Source organism: Piscinibacter gummiphilus, assembly GCF_032681285.1.
In the GTDB taxonomy this organism is placed as follows: Bacteria; Pseudomonadota; Gammaproteobacteria; order Burkholderiales; family Burkholderiaceae_C; genus Rhizobacter; species Rhizobacter gummiphilus_A.
Genome location: NZ_CP136336.1, coordinates 4,532,917 through 4,555,183, shown reverse-complemented (window position 1 = coordinate 4,555,183; position 22,267 = coordinate 4,532,917). Strand labels below are relative to the sequence as shown.

General features: G+C 66.7%; 21 protein-coding genes. 9 read left to right on the top strand and 12 right to left on the bottom strand.

The window, feature by feature from the left end; translation table 11 throughout:
• Nucleotides 1–3 precede the first annotated feature (3 nt).
• The 9 genes from RXV79_RS21425 to RXV79_RS21385 all read left to right on the top strand — a co-directional run bounded on the left by RXV79_RS21425 (nucleotide 4) and on the right by RXV79_RS21385 (nucleotide 11,230).
• Nucleotides 4–786, top strand: coding sequence for a cytochrome C assembly family protein (locus RXV79_RS21425; protein WP_316700126.1), 783 nt, complete (start codon nucleotides 4–6; stop codon nucleotides 784–786).
• Between the two features lie 7 nt (nucleotides 787–793).
• Nucleotides 794–1,036, top strand: a complete 243-nt coding sequence (locus RXV79_RS21420) for a PP0621 family protein (RefSeq protein ID WP_296727662.1) — start codon at nucleotides 794–796, stop codon at nucleotides 1,034–1,036.
• Nucleotides 1,036–2,961, top strand: a complete 1,926-nt coding sequence (locus tag RXV79_RS21415; RefSeq protein ID WP_316700125.1) for a sensor histidine kinase — start codon at nucleotides 1,036–1,038, stop codon at nucleotides 2,959–2,961. Before RXV79_RS21420 ends, RXV79_RS21415 begins: the two co-directional genes overlap by 1 nt.
• A complete protein-coding gene (locus RXV79_RS21410; RefSeq protein WP_316700124.1) occupies nucleotides 2,958–4,517 on the top strand; it encodes a sigma-54-dependent transcriptional regulator in 1,560 nt (519 codons plus the stop codon). Before RXV79_RS21415 ends, RXV79_RS21410 begins: the two co-directional genes overlap by 4 nt.
• Entirely contained in the window at nucleotides 4,514–5,104 is a 591-nt protein-coding gene (ampD, locus tag RXV79_RS21405; protein ID WP_316700123.1) for a 1,6-anhydro-N-acetylmuramyl-L-alanine amidase AmpD, read from the top strand. Before RXV79_RS21410 ends, ampD begins: the two co-directional genes overlap by 4 nt.
• Nucleotides 5,105–5,623: 519 nt before the next feature.
• Nucleotides 5,624–8,533: a ribonucleoside-diphosphate reductase subunit alpha gene (locus RXV79_RS21400; protein WP_316700122.1), complete on the top strand. Its 2,910-nt coding sequence runs from the start codon at nucleotides 5,624–5,626 to the stop codon at nucleotides 8,531–8,533.
• Nucleotides 8,534–8,703: 170 nt separating this feature from the next.
• Nucleotides 8,704–9,876 carry a ribonucleotide-diphosphate reductase subunit beta gene (locus tag RXV79_RS21395; RefSeq protein WP_316700121.1) on the top strand — a complete coding sequence of 391 codons (1,173 nt, stop codon included), beginning with the start codon at nucleotides 8,704–8,706 and terminating at the stop codon, nucleotides 9,874–9,876.
• A gap of 222 nt (nucleotides 9,877–10,098) precedes the next feature.
• On the top strand, nucleotides 10,099–10,584 hold the full coding sequence (locus RXV79_RS21390) for a histone H1-like DNA-binding protein (protein ID WP_296727682.1): 486 nt from the start codon (nucleotides 10,099–10,101) through the stop codon (nucleotides 10,582–10,584).
• A gap of 178 nt (nucleotides 10,585–10,762) precedes the next feature.
• Nucleotides 10,763–11,230, top strand: a complete 468-nt coding sequence (locus tag RXV79_RS21385) for a hypothetical protein (RefSeq protein ID WP_316700120.1) — start codon at nucleotides 10,763–10,765, stop codon at nucleotides 11,228–11,230.
• Between the two features lie 16 nt (nucleotides 11,231–11,246).
• Here RXV79_RS21385 and RXV79_RS21380 read toward each other — a convergent pair whose 3' ends face one another.
• The 12 genes from RXV79_RS21380 to RXV79_RS21325 all read right to left on the bottom strand — a co-directional run bounded on the left by RXV79_RS21380 (nucleotide 11,247) and on the right by RXV79_RS21325 (nucleotide 22,255).
• Nucleotides 11,247–12,155: a carbohydrate kinase family protein gene (locus tag RXV79_RS21380; RefSeq protein WP_316700119.1), complete on the bottom strand. Its 909-nt coding sequence runs from the start codon at nucleotides 12,153–12,155 to the stop codon at nucleotides 11,247–11,249.
• A gap of 41 nt (nucleotides 12,156–12,196) precedes the next feature.
• Nucleotides 12,197–13,210, bottom strand: a complete 1,014-nt coding sequence (locus tag RXV79_RS21375; RefSeq protein WP_316700118.1) for a zinc-ribbon and DUF3426 domain-containing protein — start codon at nucleotides 13,208–13,210, stop codon at nucleotides 12,197–12,199.
• 22 nt (nucleotides 13,211–13,232) lie between these two features.
• On the bottom strand, nucleotides 13,233–14,123 hold the full coding sequence (gene prmA / locus RXV79_RS21370) for a 50S ribosomal protein L11 methyltransferase (RefSeq protein WP_316700117.1): 891 nt from the start codon (nucleotides 14,121–14,123) through the stop codon (nucleotides 13,233–13,235).
• A 3-nt stretch (nucleotides 14,124–14,126) separates the two neighbouring features.
• Entirely contained in the window at nucleotides 14,127–15,476 is a 1,350-nt protein-coding gene (accC, locus tag RXV79_RS21365; RefSeq protein ID WP_316700116.1) for an acetyl-CoA carboxylase biotin carboxylase subunit, read from the bottom strand.
• A gap of 10 nt (nucleotides 15,477–15,486) precedes the next feature.
• Entirely contained in the window at nucleotides 15,487–15,957 is a 471-nt protein-coding gene (gene accB / locus RXV79_RS21360) for an acetyl-CoA carboxylase biotin carboxyl carrier protein (RefSeq protein WP_316700115.1), read from the bottom strand.
• A gap of 74 nt (nucleotides 15,958–16,031) precedes the next feature.
• Nucleotides 16,032–16,472 carry a type II 3-dehydroquinate dehydratase gene (aroQ, locus tag RXV79_RS21355; protein WP_316700114.1) on the bottom strand — a complete coding sequence of 147 codons (441 nt, stop codon included), beginning with the start codon at nucleotides 16,470–16,472 and terminating at the stop codon, nucleotides 16,032–16,034.
• Nucleotides 16,473–16,546: 74 nt separating this feature from the next.
• The gene (locus RXV79_RS21350; RefSeq protein WP_413816638.1) at nucleotides 16,547–17,083 is read right to left on the bottom strand and encodes a TlpA disulfide reductase family protein; all 537 of its coding nucleotides are present in this window, start codon (nucleotides 17,081–17,083) and stop codon (nucleotides 16,547–16,549) included.
• Entirely contained in the window at nucleotides 17,080–17,682 is a 603-nt protein-coding gene (locus RXV79_RS21345) for a hypothetical protein (RefSeq protein WP_316700112.1), read from the bottom strand. Before RXV79_RS21345 ends, RXV79_RS21350 begins: the two co-directional genes overlap by 4 nt.
• 33 nt (nucleotides 17,683–17,715) lie before the next feature.
• The gene (locus RXV79_RS21340) at nucleotides 17,716–18,495 is read right to left on the bottom strand and encodes a transglycosylase domain-containing protein (RefSeq protein WP_316700111.1); all 780 of its coding nucleotides are present in this window, start codon (nucleotides 18,493–18,495) and stop codon (nucleotides 17,716–17,718) included.
• Nucleotides 18,492–19,334, bottom strand: coding sequence for a shikimate dehydrogenase (aroE, locus tag RXV79_RS21335; RefSeq protein ID WP_316700110.1), 843 nt, complete (start codon nucleotides 19,332–19,334; stop codon nucleotides 18,492–18,494). The genes RXV79_RS21340 and aroE overlap by 4 nt, the downstream gene beginning before the upstream one ends.
• On the bottom strand, nucleotides 19,331–20,185 hold the full coding sequence (locus RXV79_RS21330) for an energy transducer TonB (protein ID WP_316700109.1): 855 nt from the start codon (nucleotides 20,183–20,185) through the stop codon (nucleotides 19,331–19,333). The genes aroE and RXV79_RS21330 overlap by 4 nt, the downstream gene beginning before the upstream one ends.
• Nucleotides 20,186–20,194: 9 nt before the next feature.
• Entirely contained in the window at nucleotides 20,195–22,255 is a 2,061-nt protein-coding gene (locus tag RXV79_RS21325; protein ID WP_316700108.1) for a ribonuclease catalytic domain-containing protein, read from the bottom strand.
• Nucleotides 22,256–22,267: the final 12 nt, after the last annotated feature.

Here is a 22,267-nt window from a genome sequence, read left to right as displayed (position 1 = left end):
GCCATGTTCGTGTTGTGGGTGCCGAGTGTCTTGGCCCTCGCGGCGTACGCCGCCGCAGTGCTGTGGCGCGACGAGTCGACCGGCCCGTGGGCGCACCGCCTGCTGTTCGTGGGTTGGCTTGCGCACGGCGTGGCGACCGCCGTCGACATGGCCGGGATCGGCAGCACGGTGTCGGGCGCTCGCTTCGGGTTTGCGCCGGCGCTGTCGGCCACGCTATGGCTCGTGGTGGCGGTCTACGCAGTCGAGAGTCGATGGGTGCCGCTGCCGGGTGTGCGGCGCACGCTTGCCGGCCTCGGCCTGATCGCGGTGGCGCTGGCGATGGTGTTCCCGGGGGAATTCCGGCCGCAGGCGGCGTCGAACTGGGCGCCCTTGCACTGGGTGCTGGGCATCGCCTCGTATGGCCTTTTCGGCGCGGCGGTGCTGCATGCGGCCATGCTCGACCGGGCCGAGCGGCAGCTGCGGCTCAAGACCGTGGCCGGTGCGGGCATGCCACTGCTGCGCCTGGAGCGCCTCACATTCCAGTTCGTCACGGCAGGCTTTGCTCTCCTGACGGCGACCTTGGTGCTCGGTTGGTGGTTCTCGAGCCCCTGGCGCTGGGACCACAAATCGGTCTTCTCGGTGCTTGCCTGGCTCGTGTTCGCCGGCCTGCTGACGGGCCGGCAGGCGTTCGGCTGGCGCGGGCGCCGGGCCGTGAGGGGTTTGTATGCGGGTGTGGTGCTGCTGCTGCTGGCCTATGCCGGGTCGCGCTTCGTGCTCGAAGTGCTGTTGAAACGGCCTGTCGCCTGAGGCGCCCATGAAATTCATCCTGCTGCTGGCCGTGGTGCTCGGAACCATCTGGTTGATGCGCTCCCTGCGCAAGCCGAAGCTGCCGCCGCGGCCCGATGCCGCCCCGCCGCCTCCCGCCATCCCTGAAGACATGGTCAGCTGCGCACAGTGTGGCGTGCACCTGCCGCGCAGCGAGTCGCTTCCCGGGCGCGGTGGCGTGTTTTGCAGCGAGGCCCACCGCAGCCTGTTCGAGCGATCACGGGGCGACTGATGGCCAACACCTCGCGCAGTGGCGAACGGCGAGCTGCCGAGCGGCGCCGCATGGCGAGCACACCCAAGCCAAGGCCGGTGGACGAGTCGTGGTTCGGCGCGCTCGGCGTCGATGGCGACACGCAGATGCGCGGTGAGGTCCCGTCGGCCGAGGATGAATCGCGCTACGACGGCAACTGGGCCGCGATGCGCGGCAACGAAGGCGATTCCCGCTTCCTGACCCGCCAGGCCCGGCGCATCATCGGCTCGGGCCAGACGGCGTTCCAGCGCATCTATGGCGCGTTCATTGCGGCGCGTGCGGCCCTCGGCCTGGCGCTGATCGCCACGGTGGCGGTGACGGGGTTCTTCGCGGTGCGGCCGTCGCTCGCCGTTCTGGCGGTGAGCATCCTGTATGCGGCGCTGTCGGTGACGACCTGGTTGCTGCCGCGGCTGCGGCGGTCTGCGGCGCCCAAGGCGCTGTCGAAGATGGGCAGCCCGCAGTGGCTCGCGACCATCGGTGTCGACATCGTGTGCTTCATCGCGCTGCATGTGCTGTCGCCCGCGGCCACGCTGAACTACGTCGCGCTCCTCGTGCTGCCGGTGCTGATGGCCGGCGTGCTCACCCCGCGCACGATGGCGCTGGCGACGGCGTCGATCGTGACGCTCGCGCTGCTCGGGATCGCCGCATGGGGCGTGGTGTCGGGTGGCGAGGTCACGCTGCTGATGACGCAAGCCGGCCTGGCTGGCAGTGGCTTCTTCGTCATCACCCTCTTGGCCGGTGAGCTTGCAGGCCGCCTCGCGCGCGAAGAGTTGACGGCCAAGGGCAGCCTGGAACTCGCGCGCCAGCAGGCGCAGCTCAACCGCTTGGTGATCGAGGAGATGCAGGAAGGCGTGCTGGTGGTCGACCGGCGCGGACGCGTGCGCGCTGCCAACCCGGCGGCCCGGCTGTTGCTGGCCCCAGAAGGCATGTGTCGCGAAGCGCCGTTCCAGCTGCGCAATGTCGAAGCCTGGCGCAGCCTTGTCGAAGCGGTGGAGCGGGCGTTCGCCGAAGCCGCCTGGCCGGAGGCTGGCCGCGACGTGGTGCTCGGCTTCGAAAGTGCTCTCGCGCGCACCCTGCGCGTGCGCATGCGCTTCACCCGCCGCCGCGAGCCTCAGGCCAGCGAGGAGCTGTGCGTGCTGTTCCTCGAAGACGTGCGCAGCATGCAGGCCCGCACCCGGCAGGAGAAGCTCGCGGCGATGGGCCGTATTTCCGCCGGCATCGCACACGAGATCCGCAACCCGTTGGCGGCCATCTCTCAGGCCAATGCCTTGATGGCCGAAGACGCCACGACGCCGTCGCAGCGCCAGCTCACCCGCATGGTGACCGACAACGTCGAGCGGCTCAAACGCATCGTCGACGACGTGATGGAAGTGGCGCCGAGCGACGTGCACGCCACCGGCCCGATCGATGCCGTGTCGCTGATCGCCTCGGTGTGCTCGGAATGGGCGCGCACCAATGGGGTGGTGCTGGGCGACCAGAGCGTGCTGCAGGTCAAGCTGCCCGACGAGCCGGTGGGCGTGGTGTTCGATGCCGACCATCTGCGGCGCGTGCTGGTCAACCTGCTCGACAACGGCTGCCGGCACGCCACCAAGCGGCCGGGGGCGGTGATGCTGCGGCTGTACGTGCGCGATGAAACCCATGCCGTCCTGAGCGTCGCCAGCGACGGCGACCCCATCCCGCCCGAAGTCGAACGCTATCTCTTCGAGCCCTTCTTCTCCACACGCAGCCGAGGCACCGGGCTGGGCTTGTATATTTGCCGCGAACTGTGCGAGCGCTACGGCGCCCGCATCGACTACCGGCTGCGCAGCGCCGTCGAAAGCAACCGCAACGAGTTCTCCGTCGCGATGCGCCGCCAAGCCCTGCCAGAGAACGTTGCCGCCGAAGCACGATTGCAATTGTCCTCATGACATCATCCCCTTCGCATTTCAGCCTGCTGGTCGTCGACGACGAGCCGGACTTGCGCACGCTGTACGAGCTGACCTTGCTGCGCGAGGGGTATGACGTCGAAACCGCGGGCACGGTCGAAGACGCCTGGCTGCACCTGAAGGACCGCACCTACAGCGCCGTCATCACCGACATGCGCCTGCCCGATGGCACCGGGCTCGATCTGCTGCGCCGCCTGGAAGAGGCCGGCCGGCGCGAGAAGGCGATCGTGATCACCGCGTACGGCTCCGCCGAGAACGCGGTCGAGGCGCTCAAGGCTGGCGCCTATGACTACCTCACGAAGCCGGTCGACTTGAAGCAGTTTCGCGCTGTCGTCGCGTCGGCGCTGGGGCGTTCACCGGCCGCGTCACCGACCGTGGTGCCGTCGAGCCTGCCGTCGAGCCACGGTGCCGCCTCTGGGGGCGAGCCGCGCGCCGTGGCGCTCGAGGCTGCGCCGCCAGCGCCTCCCGCGAGCCAGGCCATGAACCGGATGGCCGGGCAGTCGGCAGCGATGCAGCAGGTGCGCGCGCTGGTCGACAAGGTGGCCCGCAGCATGGCGCCGGTGCTGGTCAGCGGCGAGTCGGGCACCGGCAAGGAACTGGTGGCACGGTCCATCCACGAGGTCAGCCCGCGTGCGGCGCAGCCCTTCATCGCCGTCAACTGCAGCGCCATCCCCGAGCATCTGCTGGAAGCCGAGTTCTTCGGCTACCGCAAAGGCGCTTTCACCGGCGCGGCCGACGACCGTGAAGGCTTCTTCCAGGCTGCAAACGGCGGCACGCTCTTCCTCGACGAGATCGGCGACCTGCCGCTGGCGATGCAGAGCAAGCTTCTGCGCGCGATTCAGGAGCGCTCGGTGCGCCCTGTCGGCGCGGTCAGCGAGCAGGCCGTCAACGTGCGGCTGCTGAGCGCCACCCACAAGGACCTGGGCGCGGAGGTGCAGGCCAGCCGCTTCCGGCAAGATCTTTACTACCGTCTCAACGTCATCCAGATCCGTGTGCCGCCACTGCGCGAGCGGCTCGAAGACCTGCCCGCGATCTGCGATCGTGTGCTCGAGCGCATCTCGCGCGACGCCGGGGTGTGGCCGCCGCCGCGGCTCACGCGCGAGGCGCTCGCCCAGCTCGCGCGGTACAGCTTCCCCGGCAACGTGCGGGAGCTCGAGAACCTGCTGCACCGCGCCGTGGCTTTCTCGGGGGGCGAAGACATCGACGTGTCCGATCTCGGCGTGCTCGACCTGTCGCTGGACATGCCGGATGCGGTGTCGTCGTCGGCGGTCGCGTCCATCGCCGCTGCGCCAGCCGCGCCGATGCCGGCGCAGGCGCCCGCACCCGCGCCGCTCCCCACCGACCTGGCGGCCTACCTCGACGAGGTCGAGCGCGACGTGCTCGAGCGCGCGCTCGAGCGCTACCGCTACAACCGCACCGCTGCGGGCGCAAGCCTGGGTCTGTCGCTGCGGCAGATGCGCTATCGCATGGCGCGCCTCGGTGTGCACGTCGGTGGCGAGCCCGAAGCGCCCGAGACCGAGCGCGGCGACGACACATGACGACGCCCTCGCAGCCCGCCCGCAAGGGTTGGCTCGGCGAGGCCCGGGCTTGCCCGTCCCCCAACTTCGGCCCGCGGCCAGCGGGTGTCGACATCGACCTGGCGTTGATCCATTCGATCAGCCTGCCGCCGGGGGTCTATGGCGGCGACGAGATCGAGCGCCTCTTCACCAACCGACTCGACTGGGACGCCCACCCGTACTTTCAGCAGATCCGTGGCCTGGAGGTGTCGTCGCATTTCGTGCTGCGCCGCGATGGTGAACTGCTGCAGTTCGTCTCGTGCGAAGACCGCGCCTGGCATGCCGGCCGCTCGGTGTGGCGCGGGCGCGAGAACTGCAACGACTACTCGATCGGCATTGAGCTCGAAGGGCTGGAAGGCGAGACGTTCGAGCCGGCGCAGTACGACGTGCTGGCCATGCTCTTGCAGCGGCTGGCGCGCGACTACCCGCTGCGGTGGGTGGTCGGCCACGAGCACGTGGCACCTGGCCGCAAGCAGGATCCGGGGCCGGGTTTCGACTGGGCGCGTCTGAAGTCGCAGCTCGGCTGGCCCGCTCCGTACTTTCCCGACGACACGTCTCCTTCGATTTGAGGAGGTGCGTGAAGCGCAGCCTTGCGCTGCGCGCCATGCACGACCAAACACGCCTGCATGCCGCATCAATGCGCGATGCGCAATCGCAGAAGGTGCAGGCATGGGCGCTTGCGCGCAATCGCGGCGCGAGGCCTGCCGGATGCCCCGAACAGCTGTGTTTCCCCTCTTAGGGTAAGACGCTATCCCTAGTGCTTGAAGGTGGTCGGAGCCCTAGATATAGTGTCCCTTCGTGTTATCCTTCTGTTCCAGAAACACACGCTCCATGCCCACCACCATTGCCCCGTTCACAGGGCCTGCTGCGCAACGCAGCGGTGCATCACGACCGGCAAAGTGCAAGGGCCAGCAATGCAAGGCGCTCGAAGTAGCGCACCTCGTTCTTACCTGCTCTTCTCGTTCCACGTTCCCGCGCCCCCGTCTCCACGAGGTCGGCCGCAGCTTTTGCTGCTGAGGCCACAAGCCTGCGCCGAGCGCACGAATGAGACCGAACTCCATCGAACCGACATGACGACAGGAAACACCATGCAAACCGTCTCCACCCCATCGGCCAGCACCCCCTCCGCACCCCGCACCGGCACCGCGACCGCGGGCGCGCCGGTGTCGGCTTACCAGGGCTACCAGATCATTCGCCGCAATGGCGCTGTGGTCTCGTTCGAGCCCAACAAGATCGCGGTGGCGCTGATGAAGGCCTTCCTGGCGGTGCATGGCACGCAGGGCGCGGCCTCGGCCAGCGTGCGCGAGACGGTCGACGGACTGACCGAGTCGGTGGTGCGTGCGCTGCTGCGTTCGCGTCCGGGTGGTGGCACCTTCCATATTGAAGACGTGCAAGACCACGTCGAACTCGGTCTCATGCGCGGCGGACACCATGAAGTGGCGCGTGCCTACGTGCTGTACCGCGAGCGCCGTTCGCAGGAGCGTGCCAAGCAGGGCGTGCCGGCCGTGGCCGCCGAGCCCGCGCTCTTCGTGACCGACGGCGGCCAGCGTGTGCCGCTCGACATGGGCCGCCTGCAGACGCTGGTCGAGTCCGCCTGCGAAGGCCTCGGTGCCGACGTGAAGCCCGACCCCATCCTGGCCGAGACCAAGCGCAACCTGTACGACGGCGTGCCGATGGACGAAGTGCACAAGGCCGCCATCCTGGCCGCCCGCACCCTGATCGAGAAGGACCCCGGCTACACCCGCGCCACCGCGCGCCTGCTGCTGCACACCATCCGCAAGGAAATCATCGGCGAGGAGCTGCTGCAGTCCGAAATGCAGACCCGTTACGCCGAGTACTTCCCGACCTTCATCAAGAAGGGCGTGCAGGCCGAGCTGCTCGACGAGAAGCTGATGCAGTACGACCTGGCCAAGCTGGGTGCTGCGCTCAAGGCCGACCGCGACCTGCAGTTCGACTACCTCGGCCTGCAGACTCTGTACGACCGCTACTTCTTGCACGTGAACGATATGCGCATCGAGATGCCGCAGGCGTTCTACATGCGCGTCGCGATGGGCCTGGCGCTGAACGAGATCGACCGCGAAGCCCGCGCCATCGAGTTCTACGAAGTGCTGTCGACCTTCGACTTCATGTCGAGCACGCCGACGCTCTTCAACTCGGGCACGCACCGCTCGCAGCTGTCAAGCTGCTACCTCACGACCGTGGCCGACGACCTCGACGGCATCTATGAAGCGCTGAAAGAAAACGCGCTGCTCTCCAAGTTCGCCGGCGGCCTGGGCAACGACTGGACCAACGTGCGCGCGCTCGGCTCGCACATCAAGGGCACCAACGGCAAGAGCCAGGGCGTCGTGCCCTTCCTGAAGGTGGTCAACGACACCGCCGTGGCGGTGAACCAGGGCGGCAAGCGCAAGGGCGCCGTCTGCGCGTATCTCGAAAGCTGGCACCTCGACATCGAGGAGTTCCTGGAGCTGCGCAAGAACACCGGCGACGACCGCCGCCGCACCCACGACATGAACACGGCGAACTGGATTCCCGACCTGTTCATGCGCCGCGTGATGGAAGGTGGCGACTGGACGCTCTTCTCGCCGTCCACCTGCCCCGACCTGCACGACAAGTTCGGCAAGGCCTTCGAAGAGGCCTACACCGCCTACGAGGCCAAGGCTGCGCGTGGCGAGATCAAGCTCTTCAAGAAGATGCCTGCCAAGGACCTGTGGCGCCGCATGCTCTCGATGCTGTTCGAGACGGGCCATCCCTGGATCACCTTCAAGGACGCCTGCAACGTGCGCTCGCCTCAGCAGCATGTGGGCGTGGTGCACAGCAGCAACCTTTGCACCGAGATCACGCTCAACACCAACGAGAGCGAGATCGCCGTCTGCAACCTGGGATCGGTCAACCTCGTCCATCACCTGAAGGACGGGCCTGACGGTCGCAAGGTCATCGACCACGCCAAGCTGAAGAAGACGGTCGCGACCGCGATGCGCATGCTCGACAACGTGATCGACATCAACTACTACGCCGTCAAGAAGGCCCGCGACTCCAACCTGCGCCACCGCCCGGTGGGCCTGGGGATCATGGGCTTCCAGGACGCGCTGTACGAGTTGCGCACGCCCTACGCCTCGCAAGAGGCGGTGGAGTTCGCCGACCGTTCGATGGAAGCCGTCTGCTACTACGCCTACTGGGCCTCGACCGAGCTGGCGCAGGAGCGGGGCCGCTACTCCAGCTACCGCGGCTCGCTGTGGGACCGCGGCATCCTGCCGATCGACTCGCTCGAACTGCTGGCCGAGCAACGCGGTGGCTACGTCGACGTCGACCGCAGCACCAGCCTCGACTGGAGCCTGCTGCGCGGCCGCATCAGCGAGCACGGCATGCGCAACTCCAACTGCGTGGCCATCGCCCCGACCGCGACCATCTCCAACATCATCGGCGTCAGCGCCTCGATCGAGCCGAGCTTCGGCAACCTCTCGGTCAAGTCCAACCTGTCGGGCGAGTTCACCGTCGTCAACGAGTACCTCGTGCGCGACCTGAAGAAGCTCAACCTCTGGGACGACGTGATGGTCATGGACCTCAAGCACTTCGACGGTTCGCTGCGCCGCATCGACCGCGTGCCTGAGGATCTGAAGGACCTCTACGCCACCGCCTTCGAGGTCGAGACGCAGTGGCTGGTGGAAGCTGCGGCACGCCGCCAGAAGTGGATCGACCAGGCCCAGTCGCTCAACATCTACATGGCCGGCGCTTCGGGCAAGAAGCTCGACGAGACCTACAAGCTCGCCTGGGTGCGTGGCCTCAAGACCACCTACTACCTGCGCACGATCAGCGCTTCGCAGACCGAGAAGTCGACGGTGAAGGCGGGCCAGCTGAATGCGGTGTCGAGTGGTGCTTCGTCGTCGATGATTGCGGCACCAGTCGCTGCAATGCCGGCTGCATTGAGCGTCGATGCGGAGCCCGCGACCGACGTGAAGTTCTGTGCGATCGATGACCCGACGTGCGAGGCTTGTCAGTGACGTGATGAGCGACGCGATGCATCTCGCGTCGAGTTCATCAACGCTTTGCGAGTTGCTGTGCAGCATCGAATTTCGATGCGACACAGCAACAGCGAAGCGGCCGCAATGTCAATAAGTGCTTGGTGTTTAGACACAACACTCCGATAATTCAACCGCACAGGAAATCCACCATGTTGGTTTGGGAAGAAGACCTTAAGCCCTCGAGCAATCACAAGACGAACCCCGCGCAGAGCCTCCCCGTTCAAGCGCGTGCGGCCGTGTCGTCTCCGGTCTTCGCAGAGTCCATTGCACCTGTCTCCACCGCTTCGACGAGCACCACCGACACCCATCGGGTGAAGGCCGCCGACAAGCGCATCATCAACGGCAAGACCGACGTCAACCAGCTCGTCCCCTTCAAGTACAAGTGGGCCTGGGAGAAGTACCTCGCCACCTGCGCCAATCACTGGATGCCGCAGGAAGTGAACATGTCGCGCGACATCGCGACCTGGAAAGACCCGAACGGCCTGACCGAAGACGAGCGTCGCATCATCAAGCGCAACCTCGGCTTCTTCGTCACCGCCGATTCGCTGGCCGCCAACAACATCGTGCTCGGCACCTACCGGCACATCACGGCGCCCGAGTGCCGCCAGTTCCTGCTGCGCCAGGCCTTCGAAGAGGCGATCCACACCCACGCGTATCAATACATCGTGGAGTCGCTGGGTCTCGACGAGAGCGAGATCTTCAACGCCTACAACGAAGTCAAGTCGATCCGCGACAAGGACGAGTTCCTGATCCCGTTCATCAACGCGATCATGGACGCCAACTTCCACACCGGCACGCCGGCCAACGACCAGACGCTGCTCAAGTCGCTGATCGTCTTCGCCTGCCTGATGGAAGGCCTCTTCTTCTACGTCGGCTTCACGCAGATCCTCGCGCTCGGCCGCCAGAACAAGATGACCGGCGCCGCCGAGCAGTACCAGTACATCCTGCGAGACGAGTCGATGCACTGCAACTTCGGCATCGACCTCATCAACCAGATCAAGTTGGAGAACCCGCATTTGTGGACGGCCGAATTCAAGGCGGAAATCCGGGCTCTTTTCATGAAAGCAGTTGAGTTGGAATATCGCTACGCTGAAGACACCATGCCGCGCGGCGTGCTTGGCCTCAACGCATCGATGTTCAAAGGTTATCTGCGCTACATCGCCAACCGGCGTGCAACGCAGATCGGTTTGGAAGAGCTCTTCCCGAACGAGGAAAACCCGTTCCCATGGATGAGCGAAATGATTGACCTGAAGAAGGAACGCAACTTCTTCGAGACGCGCGTCATCGAGTACCAATCGGGTGGCGCGCTCTCGTGGGATTGACGTTTCACTGAGCGGCAAAGCGCAGCAGGTCGTTTGTGGCAGATCAAGATTCGCGATGCATTCGATTCACCGACACAGAAGCGGTGAGCAGTGCGTCGCAACCCCATTCACCGGATCGGGGCGCCCCTCCTGGGCAGACTTTCGGACGGTGAATAGCTGCGGAGTGTCGACACGTCGTCGGGGCAACGCAGTGCTTTTTCAACTTGATCAAGGAGAAATGTAATGGCAACTGCAAAGAAACCTGCCGCCAAAAAGGCCGCAGCCAAGAAGCCCGCGGCGAAGAAGGCCGCAGCGAAGAAGCCGGCAGCGAAGAAGGCTGCAGCGAAGAAGCCGGCAGCCAAGAAGGCCGCCGCCAAGAAGCCGGCAGCCAAGAAGGTCGCCGCCAAGAAGCCGGCAGCCAAGAAGGCCGCGGCGAAGAAGCCGGCTGCCAAGAAGGCTGCTGCGAAGAAGCCGGCTGCCAAGAAGGCTGCTGCGAAGAAGCCGGCTGCCAAGAAGGCCGCTGCCAAGAAGCCTGCTGCGAAGAAGGCTGCGAAGAAGCCTGCGGCCAAGAAGCCTGCTGCGAAGAAGGCTGCGAAGAAGCCTGCTGCGAAGAAGGCCGCTGCCGCACCTGCTGCCCCTGCTGCTGCGAAGCCCGCTGCAGCACCGGCGGCCAAGACTGCGCTCAGCCCCGCTGCTGCATGGCCTTTCCCGACGGGCGCCAAGCCCTGAGGCGACTAGGTCTCTCGACGAAACCCGGCTCCGGCCGGGTTTTTTTATGGCCGAGACTTGCGTCACGAACCTTCATCCACCGAGATGAGACGCGGCGCAGCAATGTGATTTCCTCACAGCACGCCGCCAGACCGGCTTCCTACACTTTTTGAACGACAGCTTCGTTCGGAGGTGAGTGATGAAGTCGATCCAGCCAACCCATGCAGTGGCCGCGCTCGCGGCGCTGGTGGTCGCGTTCTCGGCGCAGGCTCAGAACGCCTTCATGTCGGAGCCGGTGCAGGTCGCAGCGGTGAAGCCCTCTCAAGCGGCCGATGCCAAGACCTATCGCCAGGACGGCGCGCGCCACCTCTATGACGCCTACCCCGACCGCATCTACCGCGGCAAGCTGCCTCCGCTGCTGCATGCAGTGGCCGTGGTCGAGACGGTGATCGACGGGCAAGGCCAGGTGGTGGAGGTCAACATGATCCGCGAGCCGTCGCATGCCCCGGATGTCACGGCCGCTGTGCGCGAGATGATCAAGCGCGCGCAGCCCTTGCCGGTGCCTGCGCGCATCAGCGGCGGTGTGCGTTATCTGGACGTGTGGCTGATGGACGGCAGCGGCCGCTTCCAGCTCGACACACTGACCGAAGGCCAGCGCCGCGAGTGAGAGACGCTTCGCTGCGTCAGAGGCCGAGCGCTGCCCGGTCGATGACGTGGTTCTGCCCACCGCGGCAGGCGATCTTCAGCGCACCGATGCGGTTGCCGAGTTCGACGCAGCGGGTGAGTTCCCAGCCGCGCTCCAGGCCGTAGAGCAGGGCGCCGCGGAAGGCGTCGCCGCAGCCCGTCGGGTCGACGACCTCGGATGCCTTCACGCCGGCCACGTGCGTGCGCTGGCCCTTCTGCCAGACCTCGCAGCCGTCGGCACCGAGGGTCACGATCACGCCTTTCAGATGCGAGTTCGACAGCGCCTCGAGCGACTTGCCGGTGCGCTCGCACAGCATGCGGCCTTCATAGTCGTTGACGGCCACCCAGGTGGCCTGCTGCACGAAGGCGTTGAGTTCTTCGCCGTTGAACATCGGCAGGCCCTGGCCCGGATCGAAGATGAAGGGCACACCGGCCTTCGAGAACTGCTCGGCGTGCTGCAGCATTGCGTCGCGCCCGTCAGGTGCGACGATGCCGATGGCGATGTCCGGGCGCCCCGCAGGCACCGCAGTGAGGTGGGCCGACTGCATTGCACCCGGGTGAAAGGCGGTGATCTGGTTGTTGTCCTGGTCGGTGATGATGATGGCCTGCGCGGTGTAGGTCTCCGTCACTGTGCAAACGAACTCCGTGCTTGCACCCCAGGTCTTGAGACGCGCCAAATAGTCCTGCCCGTCGGCGCCCACGGCGGCCATCACGAGCGGCTCACCGCCGAGCTGGCGCAGCGTGTAGGCGATGTTGCCGGCGCAGCCACCGAACTCGCGGCGCAGTGTGGGCACGAGGAACGACACGTTCAGGATGTGCACCTGCTCCGGCAGGATCTGCTCGGCAAAGCGCCCCGGGAAGGTTGTGATGGTGTCGAAGGCGAGCGAACCGCAGATGAGTGCAGACATGGAAGAACTCCGTGGAAGGAATGATGCGGGCCCAGTCGCCGTCAGGGGTAGAAGGCTTCGACGGTGTAGCCGTTGACGCGGCGCGGGTCCGATGAGGAAAAGATCAGCTGCAGGTTGGACTCGCTGCCCGGTGCCAGCACCGGCGGGTTGACGCGGAAGTCGCTGGGCGCAAGCGCTCTGCGCGCGAGCAGCTGCTCCGTCGAGTCGGTGAGCTTGAGGTCGATCGAGGGCATGGCAAGCGTCATCGCGCCGCGGTTGCGCAACACGAGCGACAGCCGGTAGCCGTTGCCCCCGGGGGCCGGCGACAAGGTGCTGCTCTCGACCACCACGTCGTCGATGCGGCGCGGCGGCTGCAACTGGCAGTCGAGCCATTGGCAGCCGAGCGCCAAGGCGGGCCGGGTGGCAGGCCAACGTGCCGCCCAAAGGTCGCGGAAGTGGTAGCCGGCCTGGCCGACCAGCGTGGCGGCCAGCAATAGGAACAGCAGGCCCAGCAGCGCGCGCATGCCCGGGCTGCGCCAGCGCGCGCGCTGCTTGGCCTGTTGCACGAAGCCCGGCCCACGGCGTGCGGCTTCGAGCTGCGCACGCGCCGCCTTCACCGACGAACGTGGAATGCCGGTGCCGCCGCCTTTGCGCCGGGTCTCGGACTCGAGCGGTTGCTCGTCGAGCAGGGCTTCGTTGAAGCGTGCTTCGGCGAAGTCGCGCTTGTCGCGGCGCTTGACCGCTTGCGCCGGAGTCAGGTCGACATCGGCCTGCTCGGGCTGGAAGAAGCGCGAGTGGATGCGGTCGTTGTCACTCAGCTGAAAGACATCGTCGTCGTCGGGCGGCTCGGACTGCGGGTCGTACGAGGCGGCGACGGAGGCGGCCGGTGGGGCAGGCGGAGCAGGGGGCGGCTTCCAGTTGGGCGGCGCGTCGCGCTCCAGGTCGAACAAGCCTTCTATCGCGTTGAAGACCTCGTTGCAGCGGCCGCAGCGCACCCAGCCTTCGGAAACCTTGAGCTGGTCTTGAACGACTCTAAAGACGGTGCCGCAGGAGATGCAACGCGTGGCCAGGCTCATGGCGAAATCATGCCATGCCGCATCACACGCGCCGTTGGGCCGTCATCAGGATCCACCCATCCTCGGTGTCACTGACCTCGAGTGCGCACCAGGGGGCATAGGCCTCTTTCAACTCGTCGGCCTGCCGCTCGAGGATGCCGGCCAGCACGAGGTGGCCGCCGGGCCGCACATGGCCACACAGCAACGGGGCCAGCAGCTTGAGGGGCGTGGCGAGGATGTTGGCGAGCACGAGCTCGTACTCGCCGCTCGCCGCCTCGGGCAGACCGGCGTTGACCGTCACGCTGTTGGCGCTCGCGTTGGCCTTCGTCGACACCACGGCGGCCGGATCAATGTCGACCGCGTCGACCTGCTGTGCGCCGTGAAGTGCCGCACCGATGGCGAGGATGCCCGAGCCGCAGCCGTAGTCGAGCACGCGTGGCCAGGGTGCGGCGTGCTGTGCGGTCCAGCGCAGGCACATGCGGGTGGTGGGGTGCGTGCCGGTGCCGAAGGCGAGGCCGGGGTCGAGGCGGATGAGCGTCGTCGCCTGCGCGGGAGGCTCGTGCCAGCTCGGCACGATCCAGAAGTCCGGCGTGATCGGAACGGGGGCGAATTGCGATTGCGTCAGGCGCACCCAGTCCTGGTCAGGCACGGCCTGCAGCGACTGCACGTGGACGTCTTGTGCCCACTCTTGTGCGAGCAGCAGCGTGGCCGCTTCGGTGGCGGTCTCTTCGCGCTCGAACAGCGCCTTCACCACCGAGCGTTGCCAGCCACCGCGCGGCGCCGGCATGCCAGGCTCGCCGAAGAGTGCCTGCTCGAGGGCGGTGTCGGCGTCGGCGTCTTCCACCGACACCGAGAGCGCCTCGAGTTCGTCCATCAGCGCATCGGAAACCGGCTCCACCAGCGCTTCAGGCACGACGAGCAACAGCTCCAGCATGGCTCAGCGCTTGTGTTGAGCCATCCAGCCCTCGAGGTAATGGATGCTGGTTCCACCCTCGATGAACTTGGCATCGGCCATCAACTCACGGTGAAGCGGAATGTTGGTGAGGATGCCTTCGACCACCGTCTCCGACAGCGCAATGCGCATGCGCGCCAAGGCCTGGTCGCGCGTGTCGCCGTGCGTGATGATCTTGCCGATCATCGAGTCGTAGTTGGGCGGCACGAAGTAGTTGGTGTACGCATGCGAGTCCACGCGCACGCCAGGCCCGCCCGGCGCGTGCCAGGTCGTGATGCGTCCTGGCGACGGGGTGAACTTGTACGGGTCCTCGGCGTTCACGCGGCACTCGATGGCGTGGCCGCGCATCTCGATCTGGCGTTGCGTGAAGGGCAGCTTCTCGCCGGCCGCCACGCGGATCTGCATCTGCACGATGTCGACGCCGGTCACGAGTTCGGTCACCGGGTGCTCCACCTGCACGCGGGTGTTCATCTCGATGAAGTAGAACTCGCCGTTCTCGTAGAGGAACTCGAAGGTGCCGGCACCGCGGTAGCCGATCTTCTTGCAGGCGGCAGCGCAGCGCTCGCCGATGCGCTCGATCACGCGACGCGGGATGCCCGGCGCCGGCGCTTCCTCGATGATCTTCTGGTGGCGGCGCTGCATGGAGCAGTCGCGCTCGCCGAGCCACACGGCGTTCTTGTGCTCGTCGGCGAGCACCTGGATCTCGATGTGGCGCGGGTTCTCTAGGAACTTCTCCATGTAGACCGCCGGGTTGCCGAAGGCGGCACCCGCTTCGGCCTTGGTGGTCTGCACCGCGTGCAGCAGCGCGGCTTCGGTGTGCACCACGCGCATGCCGCGGCCACCGCCGCCACCGGCGGCCTTGATGATCACCGGGTAACCGACCGCGCGGCCGATCTTCACGATCTCCTTCGGGTCATCGGGCAGTGCACCTTCGGAGCCGGGCACGCACGGCACGCCCGACTTGATCATGGCCTGCTTGGCCGAGACCTTGTCGCCCATGATGCGGATGGACTCGGGCGTCGGGCCGATGAAAGTGAAGCCGCTTTGCTCCACGCGCTCGGCGAAGTCGGCGTTCTCCGACAGGAAGCCGTAGCCGGGGTGGATGGCCTCGGCGTCGGTCACTTCGGCCGTCGAGATGATCGCCGGCATGTTGAGATAACTGTGGGATGACGCGGCCGGGCCGATGCACACGGCCTCGTCGGCGAGCTTCACGTACTTGGCGTCGCGGTCGGCTTCGGAATAGACGACGACCGACTTGACGCCCATCTCGCGGCACGCGCGCTGGATTCGCAGTGCGATCTCGCCCCGGTTGGCGATGAGAATTTTCTTGAACATGAGCCGCGCCTTATTCGATGACGAACAAGGGCTGCCCGAATTCCACGGCCTGGCCGTTCTGCGCCAGCACCTGCGTGACCGTGCCGGCCTTGTCGGCTTCGATCTCGTTCATGATCTTCATCGCTTCGATGATGCAAATCGGGTCGCCTTCCTTGACCACCGTGCCGACGGTGGCGAAGGGCTTGGCGCCTGGGCTGGCCGCCCCGTAGAAGGTGCCGACCATCGGCGACTTGACGATGTGGCCGGTCGGTGCGGCCGGGGCTTCGGGCGCGGCAGCCACCACAGGTGCCGCCGGGGTCGCCACAGGCGCGGCAGCCACTTGCGGCGGCGCGGCCTGGTAGACCACCGGCTGAGCGGCCACGGCAGCGGCCGGGTCGCTCTTGACGATGCGCACCTTGCCGTCGGCTTCGGTGATCTCAAGCTCGGAGATGTTCGATTCAGACACCAGGTCGATCAGCGTCTTCAGTTTGCGCAGGTCCATGTGTTCTCCAACTCCTGTCGTTATGAGGCGGCGTCGGTCACCGTCGAGGGCGACGCGCCGGTGTGGGCCTTGGTCTAGGCCTTCGGGCCGCGCTTGAGCGCATGGCCCAGGGCCAGGCGGTATCCATCGGCGCCCAGCCCGACGATCACGCCTTCAGCGAGATCGGAAAAATAAGAATGGTGGCGGAACGGCTCGCGACGGTGCACATTCGACAGGTGCACTTCGATGAACGGGATGGCGACACCCGCGAACGCATCACGCAGCGCCACGCTCGTGTGCGTGAAGGCGCCGGGGTTGATGATCACGAAGTCAGTGCCGTCGAGCCGCGCGGCTTGCACACGGTCGATCAGGGCGCCTTCGTGGTTGCTCTGGAAGCTTTCCAGCTTGGCGCCAGCATCGGCGGCGATCTTCGCAAGTTCTGCGTTGATCTGATCCAAAGTCGTTGAGCCATAGACCGCCGGCTCGCGCGTGCCGAGCAGGTTGAGATTCGGGCCGTGAAGGACGAGGATTTGCATGAAGCCGGGCTCGCTTCAAAAGCGAAGGCCGAACTTTACGCGTTTTTGAGTGCTGATCCGCGCACGAAGGCAATTTATTGCCCGGAGGCGAACTTTTCGGCCCATTGCGCCAGGTCTTCGGGCTTGAGCAGGCCCAGTTTGCGGAAGATGACCATTCCCTGGCGGTCGAACGCCACGCTGAACGGCAACGCACCGCTCGGGTTGCCCAGGGCTCGATTCAGGTCCACGCCGTTCAGCCCGGCCAAGCCGATCGGAAAGGTGATCGGCAGCTTGCCCAGAAACTCGCGGACCGGGGTCGGGCTGTCGATCGCGAGACCGACCACCTGCCAGCCTTTGGCTTTGTGCTCTTTGTAGAAAGCGTCGAGCAGAGGCATTTCCTTGACGCACGGTGCGCACCAGGTGGCCCAGAAGTTCAGCACCAAGGGCTGGCCGCGCAGGGCCGACATCATCAGCTCGCCGCCTTCCGGGCGCTCGAAGCGCTCTTGCCAGAGGGCTTGCTCGGCGCCTGCGTCGGCCGCGGTCTCGCGGTGGCGCCACCAGGCCCAGCCGGCGCCGGCCGCCGCACCGGCCAATGCCACACCGCCGGTCAGAAGGGCATGGCGTCGGTTCATGGCGCGCTCGCTTCCAGCAGGCGGCGCAGCGCCGCCAGGTCGCCCCGCTCGGACTGGCCTCGCGCATCGGACTTCAGCGCGCCGCGCACGTCGTCGTGGTCAAGGATGCTCATGTGCACGGTCACGGCTTCGCCCAACTCGGGGCTCATGGTGCTGACGGTCAGCACGTCGATCGGCTCGCCCCGCGGGCCGCCGATCGTGCCCACGTCGTAGTCGACCCGCTTGTCGATGAGCGTCAGCTCGGCCTGCTTGGAGTCGTCGCAATAGAGTTGCAGGTGCACGCTGGAGAGCCGGGTGGCCGTGCCGCGCCAGACGGCGCCGGTCAAATAGGGCCGCATGTCCTGCAGGCGCTCCATCCACAGGAGCGCAACCTTGCGCAGCGCGAGCAGCTCGCCCGGCTGGGTGTCGGCGCAGAAGAGTTCGATGTACGAGCGCACCTCGTCTTCCACCTCGTCGTTGCCCGGAAGGTCGACCGAGCGCACGCTGCCTCGGCCGAGCAGCTTGGCCGCGCGGCGCTTGGCCGGGCCGTACTCCATGCCTTCTTCGACGATGAGGCGCGCGGCCGTGCTGGCCACTTCGGCGCTGAGTTGGGAGCCCATGTGCGGGATTCTAGGAAGCCGGGGCCCGCGGGCTCAGGGCAATTCCACTGCGCCCATGCGGGCGACGACGGTGCTGGCGCGGCCCATCACATAGGCCGAGTTGGGCCGTTTCTCGAAGCGTTTGGGTGCGGGCAGCATGACCGCAAGCCGCGCCGCAGGGTAGGCGCCGAGCTTGTCGGCATCGACGTGGAAGTAGTGGCGCGCCGCGGCATGCGCGCCGAAGAGGCCTTCGCCCCACTCCACGTTGTTGAGATAGATCTCGAGGATGCGCCGCTTGGAGAGCGTGCCTTCGAGCATGAAGGTGATGACGAACTCCTGGCCCTTGCGCAGGAAGTTGCGCTCGCCACTGAGGAAGAGGTTCTTCGCCAGCTGCTGGGTGATGGTGGAGCCGCCGACGATCTTGGGCGTGGCCTTGGGCTTCTCGGGTGGCGGGCGGTTGCTGCGCGCCGCCTGCTTCGCCTGGCGTTCATTGACACGCTCGGCCTGCGCTTCGGCGCGCAGGTTTTTCTCCCACGCCTTTTCCAGCGCCTCCCATTCGACGCCGCTGTGCTCGGTGAAGCCTGCGTCTTCCGAGGCGATCACCGCACGCTTGAGGTGGTCGGAGATGCGCTCGTCATCCACCCACCGCTGGCTCCACAGCAGCTGGTGCTGCGTGGCCACGATGCGGCGAATCTCCGAGCGCTGGAAGGTGGTGGACTGCGGATCGACGACGCTCATCATCCCGATGCGCGCGAGAAAGTAGACCTGCAGCGACACGCCGCACACCACCACCAGGCCGATCACACGCAACAGATGCCGCACGACGCCGCTCATGAGGACGCCAGTCGGGCGCGCAGCGCCGCGAGCACCGGCGCTGTCTCGGGGTTGATGCCGCGCCAGATGTGGAAGGCTTCGGCCGCCTGCTCGACCAGCATGCCCAGGCCGTCGCGCGCCTTGGCGCCGTGCTGCTCGGCCCATTGCAGAAAGCCCTGGGTGGCCGGGCCGTACATCATGTCGAGCGCCAGGCCGCCGCGGCTCAGCACGCTGGCAGGAACCGGGATGGCCGCGCCATTCAGGCTGGTCGCGGTGGCGTTGATCACGACATCGAAAGCCTTGCCGGCCGCCTGCAGGGAGCGGGCGAAGAGCGTCACGCCGTGGGCATGCGCCAGCTCGGCATGCCGCTGCACCAGCGCCTCGGCCTTGTCGACACTGCGGTTGGCGACCACGATCTCCTGCGGGCCGGCTTCGATCAGCGGCCCGAGCGCGCCCGCGGCGGCCCCACCCGCGCCGACCAGCAGCACACGTCGGCCCTTCAGGACGATGCCGGCGTTGCGCTCGATGTCGCGCACGAGGCCGATGCCGTCGCTGTTGTCGGCGTACCAGCCCTCGGCGTCGAAGCGCAGCACGTTGGCGGCCTGGGCCAGCGTGGCGCGCCGGCTTCGGCGCGCGGCCAGGCGGTAGGCGTCGATCTTGAACGGCACCGTCACGTTGCAGCCGCGCCCGCCGCTTTCGGCAAAGGCCTGCACCGTGGCCTCGAAGCCATCGAGCGGGCACAGCAGCCGGTCGTAGGCCACGGCTTGCCCGGTCGCCTGGGCGAACTGGGCGTGGATGAAGGGCGACTGGCTGTGTTCGACCGGGTTGCCGGCGACGACGTAACGATCTGGAGGGCTCACTGCTTGACGGGTGCGGCGACCGAGGTTTCAAAACCGTCTTCGCGCGAGAAGCGGAAACGGGTGTGCACCACCAGCTGGTCGGCCTGCTTCTTCATCGCCGTCGTGAAGGAACCGAAGGGCGCGGCGGCCTGCACGATGGAGATGGCGCGTTTGTCGAGCAGCTTGTTCTGCGAGCTGCGCACGACCTCGGTCTCGACGATGCGGCCGGCCGAGTCGACGGTGATGATCATCACCAGCTCGCCGTACAGCTTCTTGCCCTGGTGCTCCGGGAAGTTGCGCGTGCCACGGTCTTCGATCTTGCGGCGCAGCTGGTCGTAGTAGATCGCGTAGACCTCTTCGCGGGTCGAGGGGCTGATGTAGCGCTTTCTCGGCCGGGCGTTTTCTTCGTTGATGCGCTTTTCGATCTCGGCCAGCAACTGCAGCAGCTGCTTGCGGTGCTCTTCCTGCGAACGCTCCTGCGGGGTGCCGGCACGCTTGGGGTCGGGCTGGGGCATGGCCGCCAGCTCGCGCCGCACCATGGCCAGGCGCTGCTGCTGTTCTTCCTGCAGCTGCTCGATCTGCTTGCGGGTGTCTTCGGCGGCATCGCCGATCTCGGTCACGGCCGCGCTCGGCAGCGGCGAGGTGGCGCGGCCACGGTCGACGTCGCCACCGCCGGCCAGGTTGCGCTGTGCGAGGGCCTGCGCCTTGGTCGGCGCTTCAGTCGAGCGCGAGTTGACGAGGATCACCTCGAGCGGCGTGTCCTGGAACGCGCGGGTGAAACCTTCCGGGTCGACAGCCGGCCACGCCAGCAACCCGACGTGCACGACGACCGAGACACCGAGTGAAACCTGGAGGACCGAAAACTTGGCCATGAAGAACCGTTAAACCGAGGGCGACGATGCTACCGCGCTGGCGCCGGCTGCTTCCTCGGTTGCATCCCCTTGCACATCGATCGCCAGGGTGAGCGGGCCGGCGGTTTCGGCTTCCTCGATCTCGGCGTCTTCGACCACCGCGTCATCGGCCGTGGTCGACGGGTCGTCGAGGCGCTGCAGCACGCTCGCATGCACGTCGAGCGTGAGCAGGTCGGTGCCGGTGATGCGCACGCGCACCAGCGCGCCACGCGGCAGCCGCTCGGCGCCCACGGCCTTGAAGACGAGCGGCAGCGTCTCGGCGCGCACCAGGCCGTCTTTCATGACCGCGGCGTCGAGTTCCTGCAGGTCGTGCTGGGCCAGGTAGCGCAACGTCCAGTAGCGCTCGAGGCCCGACTGGAAGCCGTTGTAGGCGGTGTAGGCGGCGTCGAAGCTCGAGATGATGGAAAAGAGCGCCGCATCCTTCGGCTTGAACGGCGCGGCGAGTGCGGCGGTGCGGCCGTGGCGGGCGCACGCGATGATCTGCCACTGGTTCACGAGGTCGACATAGCGGCGCAGCGGCGAGGTCGCCCAGGTGTATTGCGCGACACCCATGCCAGCGTGCGGTGCGGCCTTGGTGCCCATGCGCACCTTGACCCCCGGCGCCATGCTGGCCTGGCTGCGGTAGATGCCGGGCACGCCCAGCTCGTGGAGCCAGCCGCCCCAGGTGCTGTTGGCGAGGATCATGGCCTCGGCCACGATCAGGTCGAGCGGAGCGCCGCGGGTGCGGGTGCTGATCAGCACGGTCTCGTCGCCCTGCGGCTCGCGGCCGTCGTTGCCCTGAAGGCGGAAGTTGTAGTCGGGGCGATTGAAGTTTTCAGGCTTGCCGCGCACCACCTCGCGTGCGGCCTTCAGGTGCCGCGCGAGGCGGAAGGCGAAGGCCAGCTCCGCCGCGTGCGCGTAGTCGGCCGGTGCCTCCCCGGTGAGCGAGGCTTCGGTGATCACTGCGTCGAGCTGGTCGTGGCGCAGGTTGGTCACGATGGGCACACGCTCCAGCTTCGTCTCGCTGCCTTTCACCGCGAGCGTGACCTCGTCATAGCTCACATAGAGCGACACCGCCGGGCACTCGCGCCCTTCCAGGAGCGTGTAGGCCTGCACCACGTCGTCGGGCAGCATCGTGAGCTTGTAGCCCGGCATGTAGACGGTCGACAGGCGGTCGCGCGCCACCTTGTCGACCGCGCCTTCGGGCGTGATCGCAAGGCCCGGCGCGGCGATGTGGATGCCGAACACCACGGTGCCGGTGCCCAGGCCCTGCACCGAGAGGGCATCGTCGATCTCGGTGGTCTGCGAGTCGTCGATCGAGAAGGCCTGCACGCCGGCCACGGGCAGCTTGTCCTTGATCTCCGGCGCGCTGAGCGCGGGGAAGGCGGTGCCCTTCGGGAAGTTCTCGAACAGGAAGCGCTTCCAGTGGAACTGGTACGGGGAGTCGATGGCGCCCGCGGCCTTCAGCAGGTCGAGCGGGGCGGTGTGCGAGAGCTTTGCCGCTTCGACCACCGCCTTGTACTCGGCCGCGTTCTTGTCGGGCTTGAACAGGATCTTGTAGAGCTGCTCGCGCACCGGCGCCGGGCACTGGCCGGCCACGAGCTCCTGCGCCCAGGCGTCGATCTGCGCAGCCAGCTGCTTCTTGCGCTCGATGCCGAGCAGCGCGGCTTTCACGATTTCTTCCGGCGCCTTCTTGAACTGGCCCTTGCCGAGGCGGCGGAAGTAGTGCGGCGCTTCGAACAGGCGGAAGAGTGCCGCGGCCTGCTGCGCCGCGCTCGCCTTGTCGTTGAAGTAGTCGCGTGCCAGGTCGGCGAAGCCGAAGTCGCTGTCGGGTGCGAATTCCCAGGCGAGGTCGAGGTCGATGTCCTGCGCGAGGCGCTGCCCTTCGGCCAGCAGCTCGGCCGGAGACGGCTGCTCGAACTTGAGCAGCACGTTGGCGGATTTCACTTTCACGCGCTTGCCGGAGTCGAGCTCGATCTGCATCGAGGTGTCGGCTTCGGACATCACGCGGCCGGCGTGGAACTTCCCGGCGTCATCAAACAGTGCGTACATGGCCTGGATTGT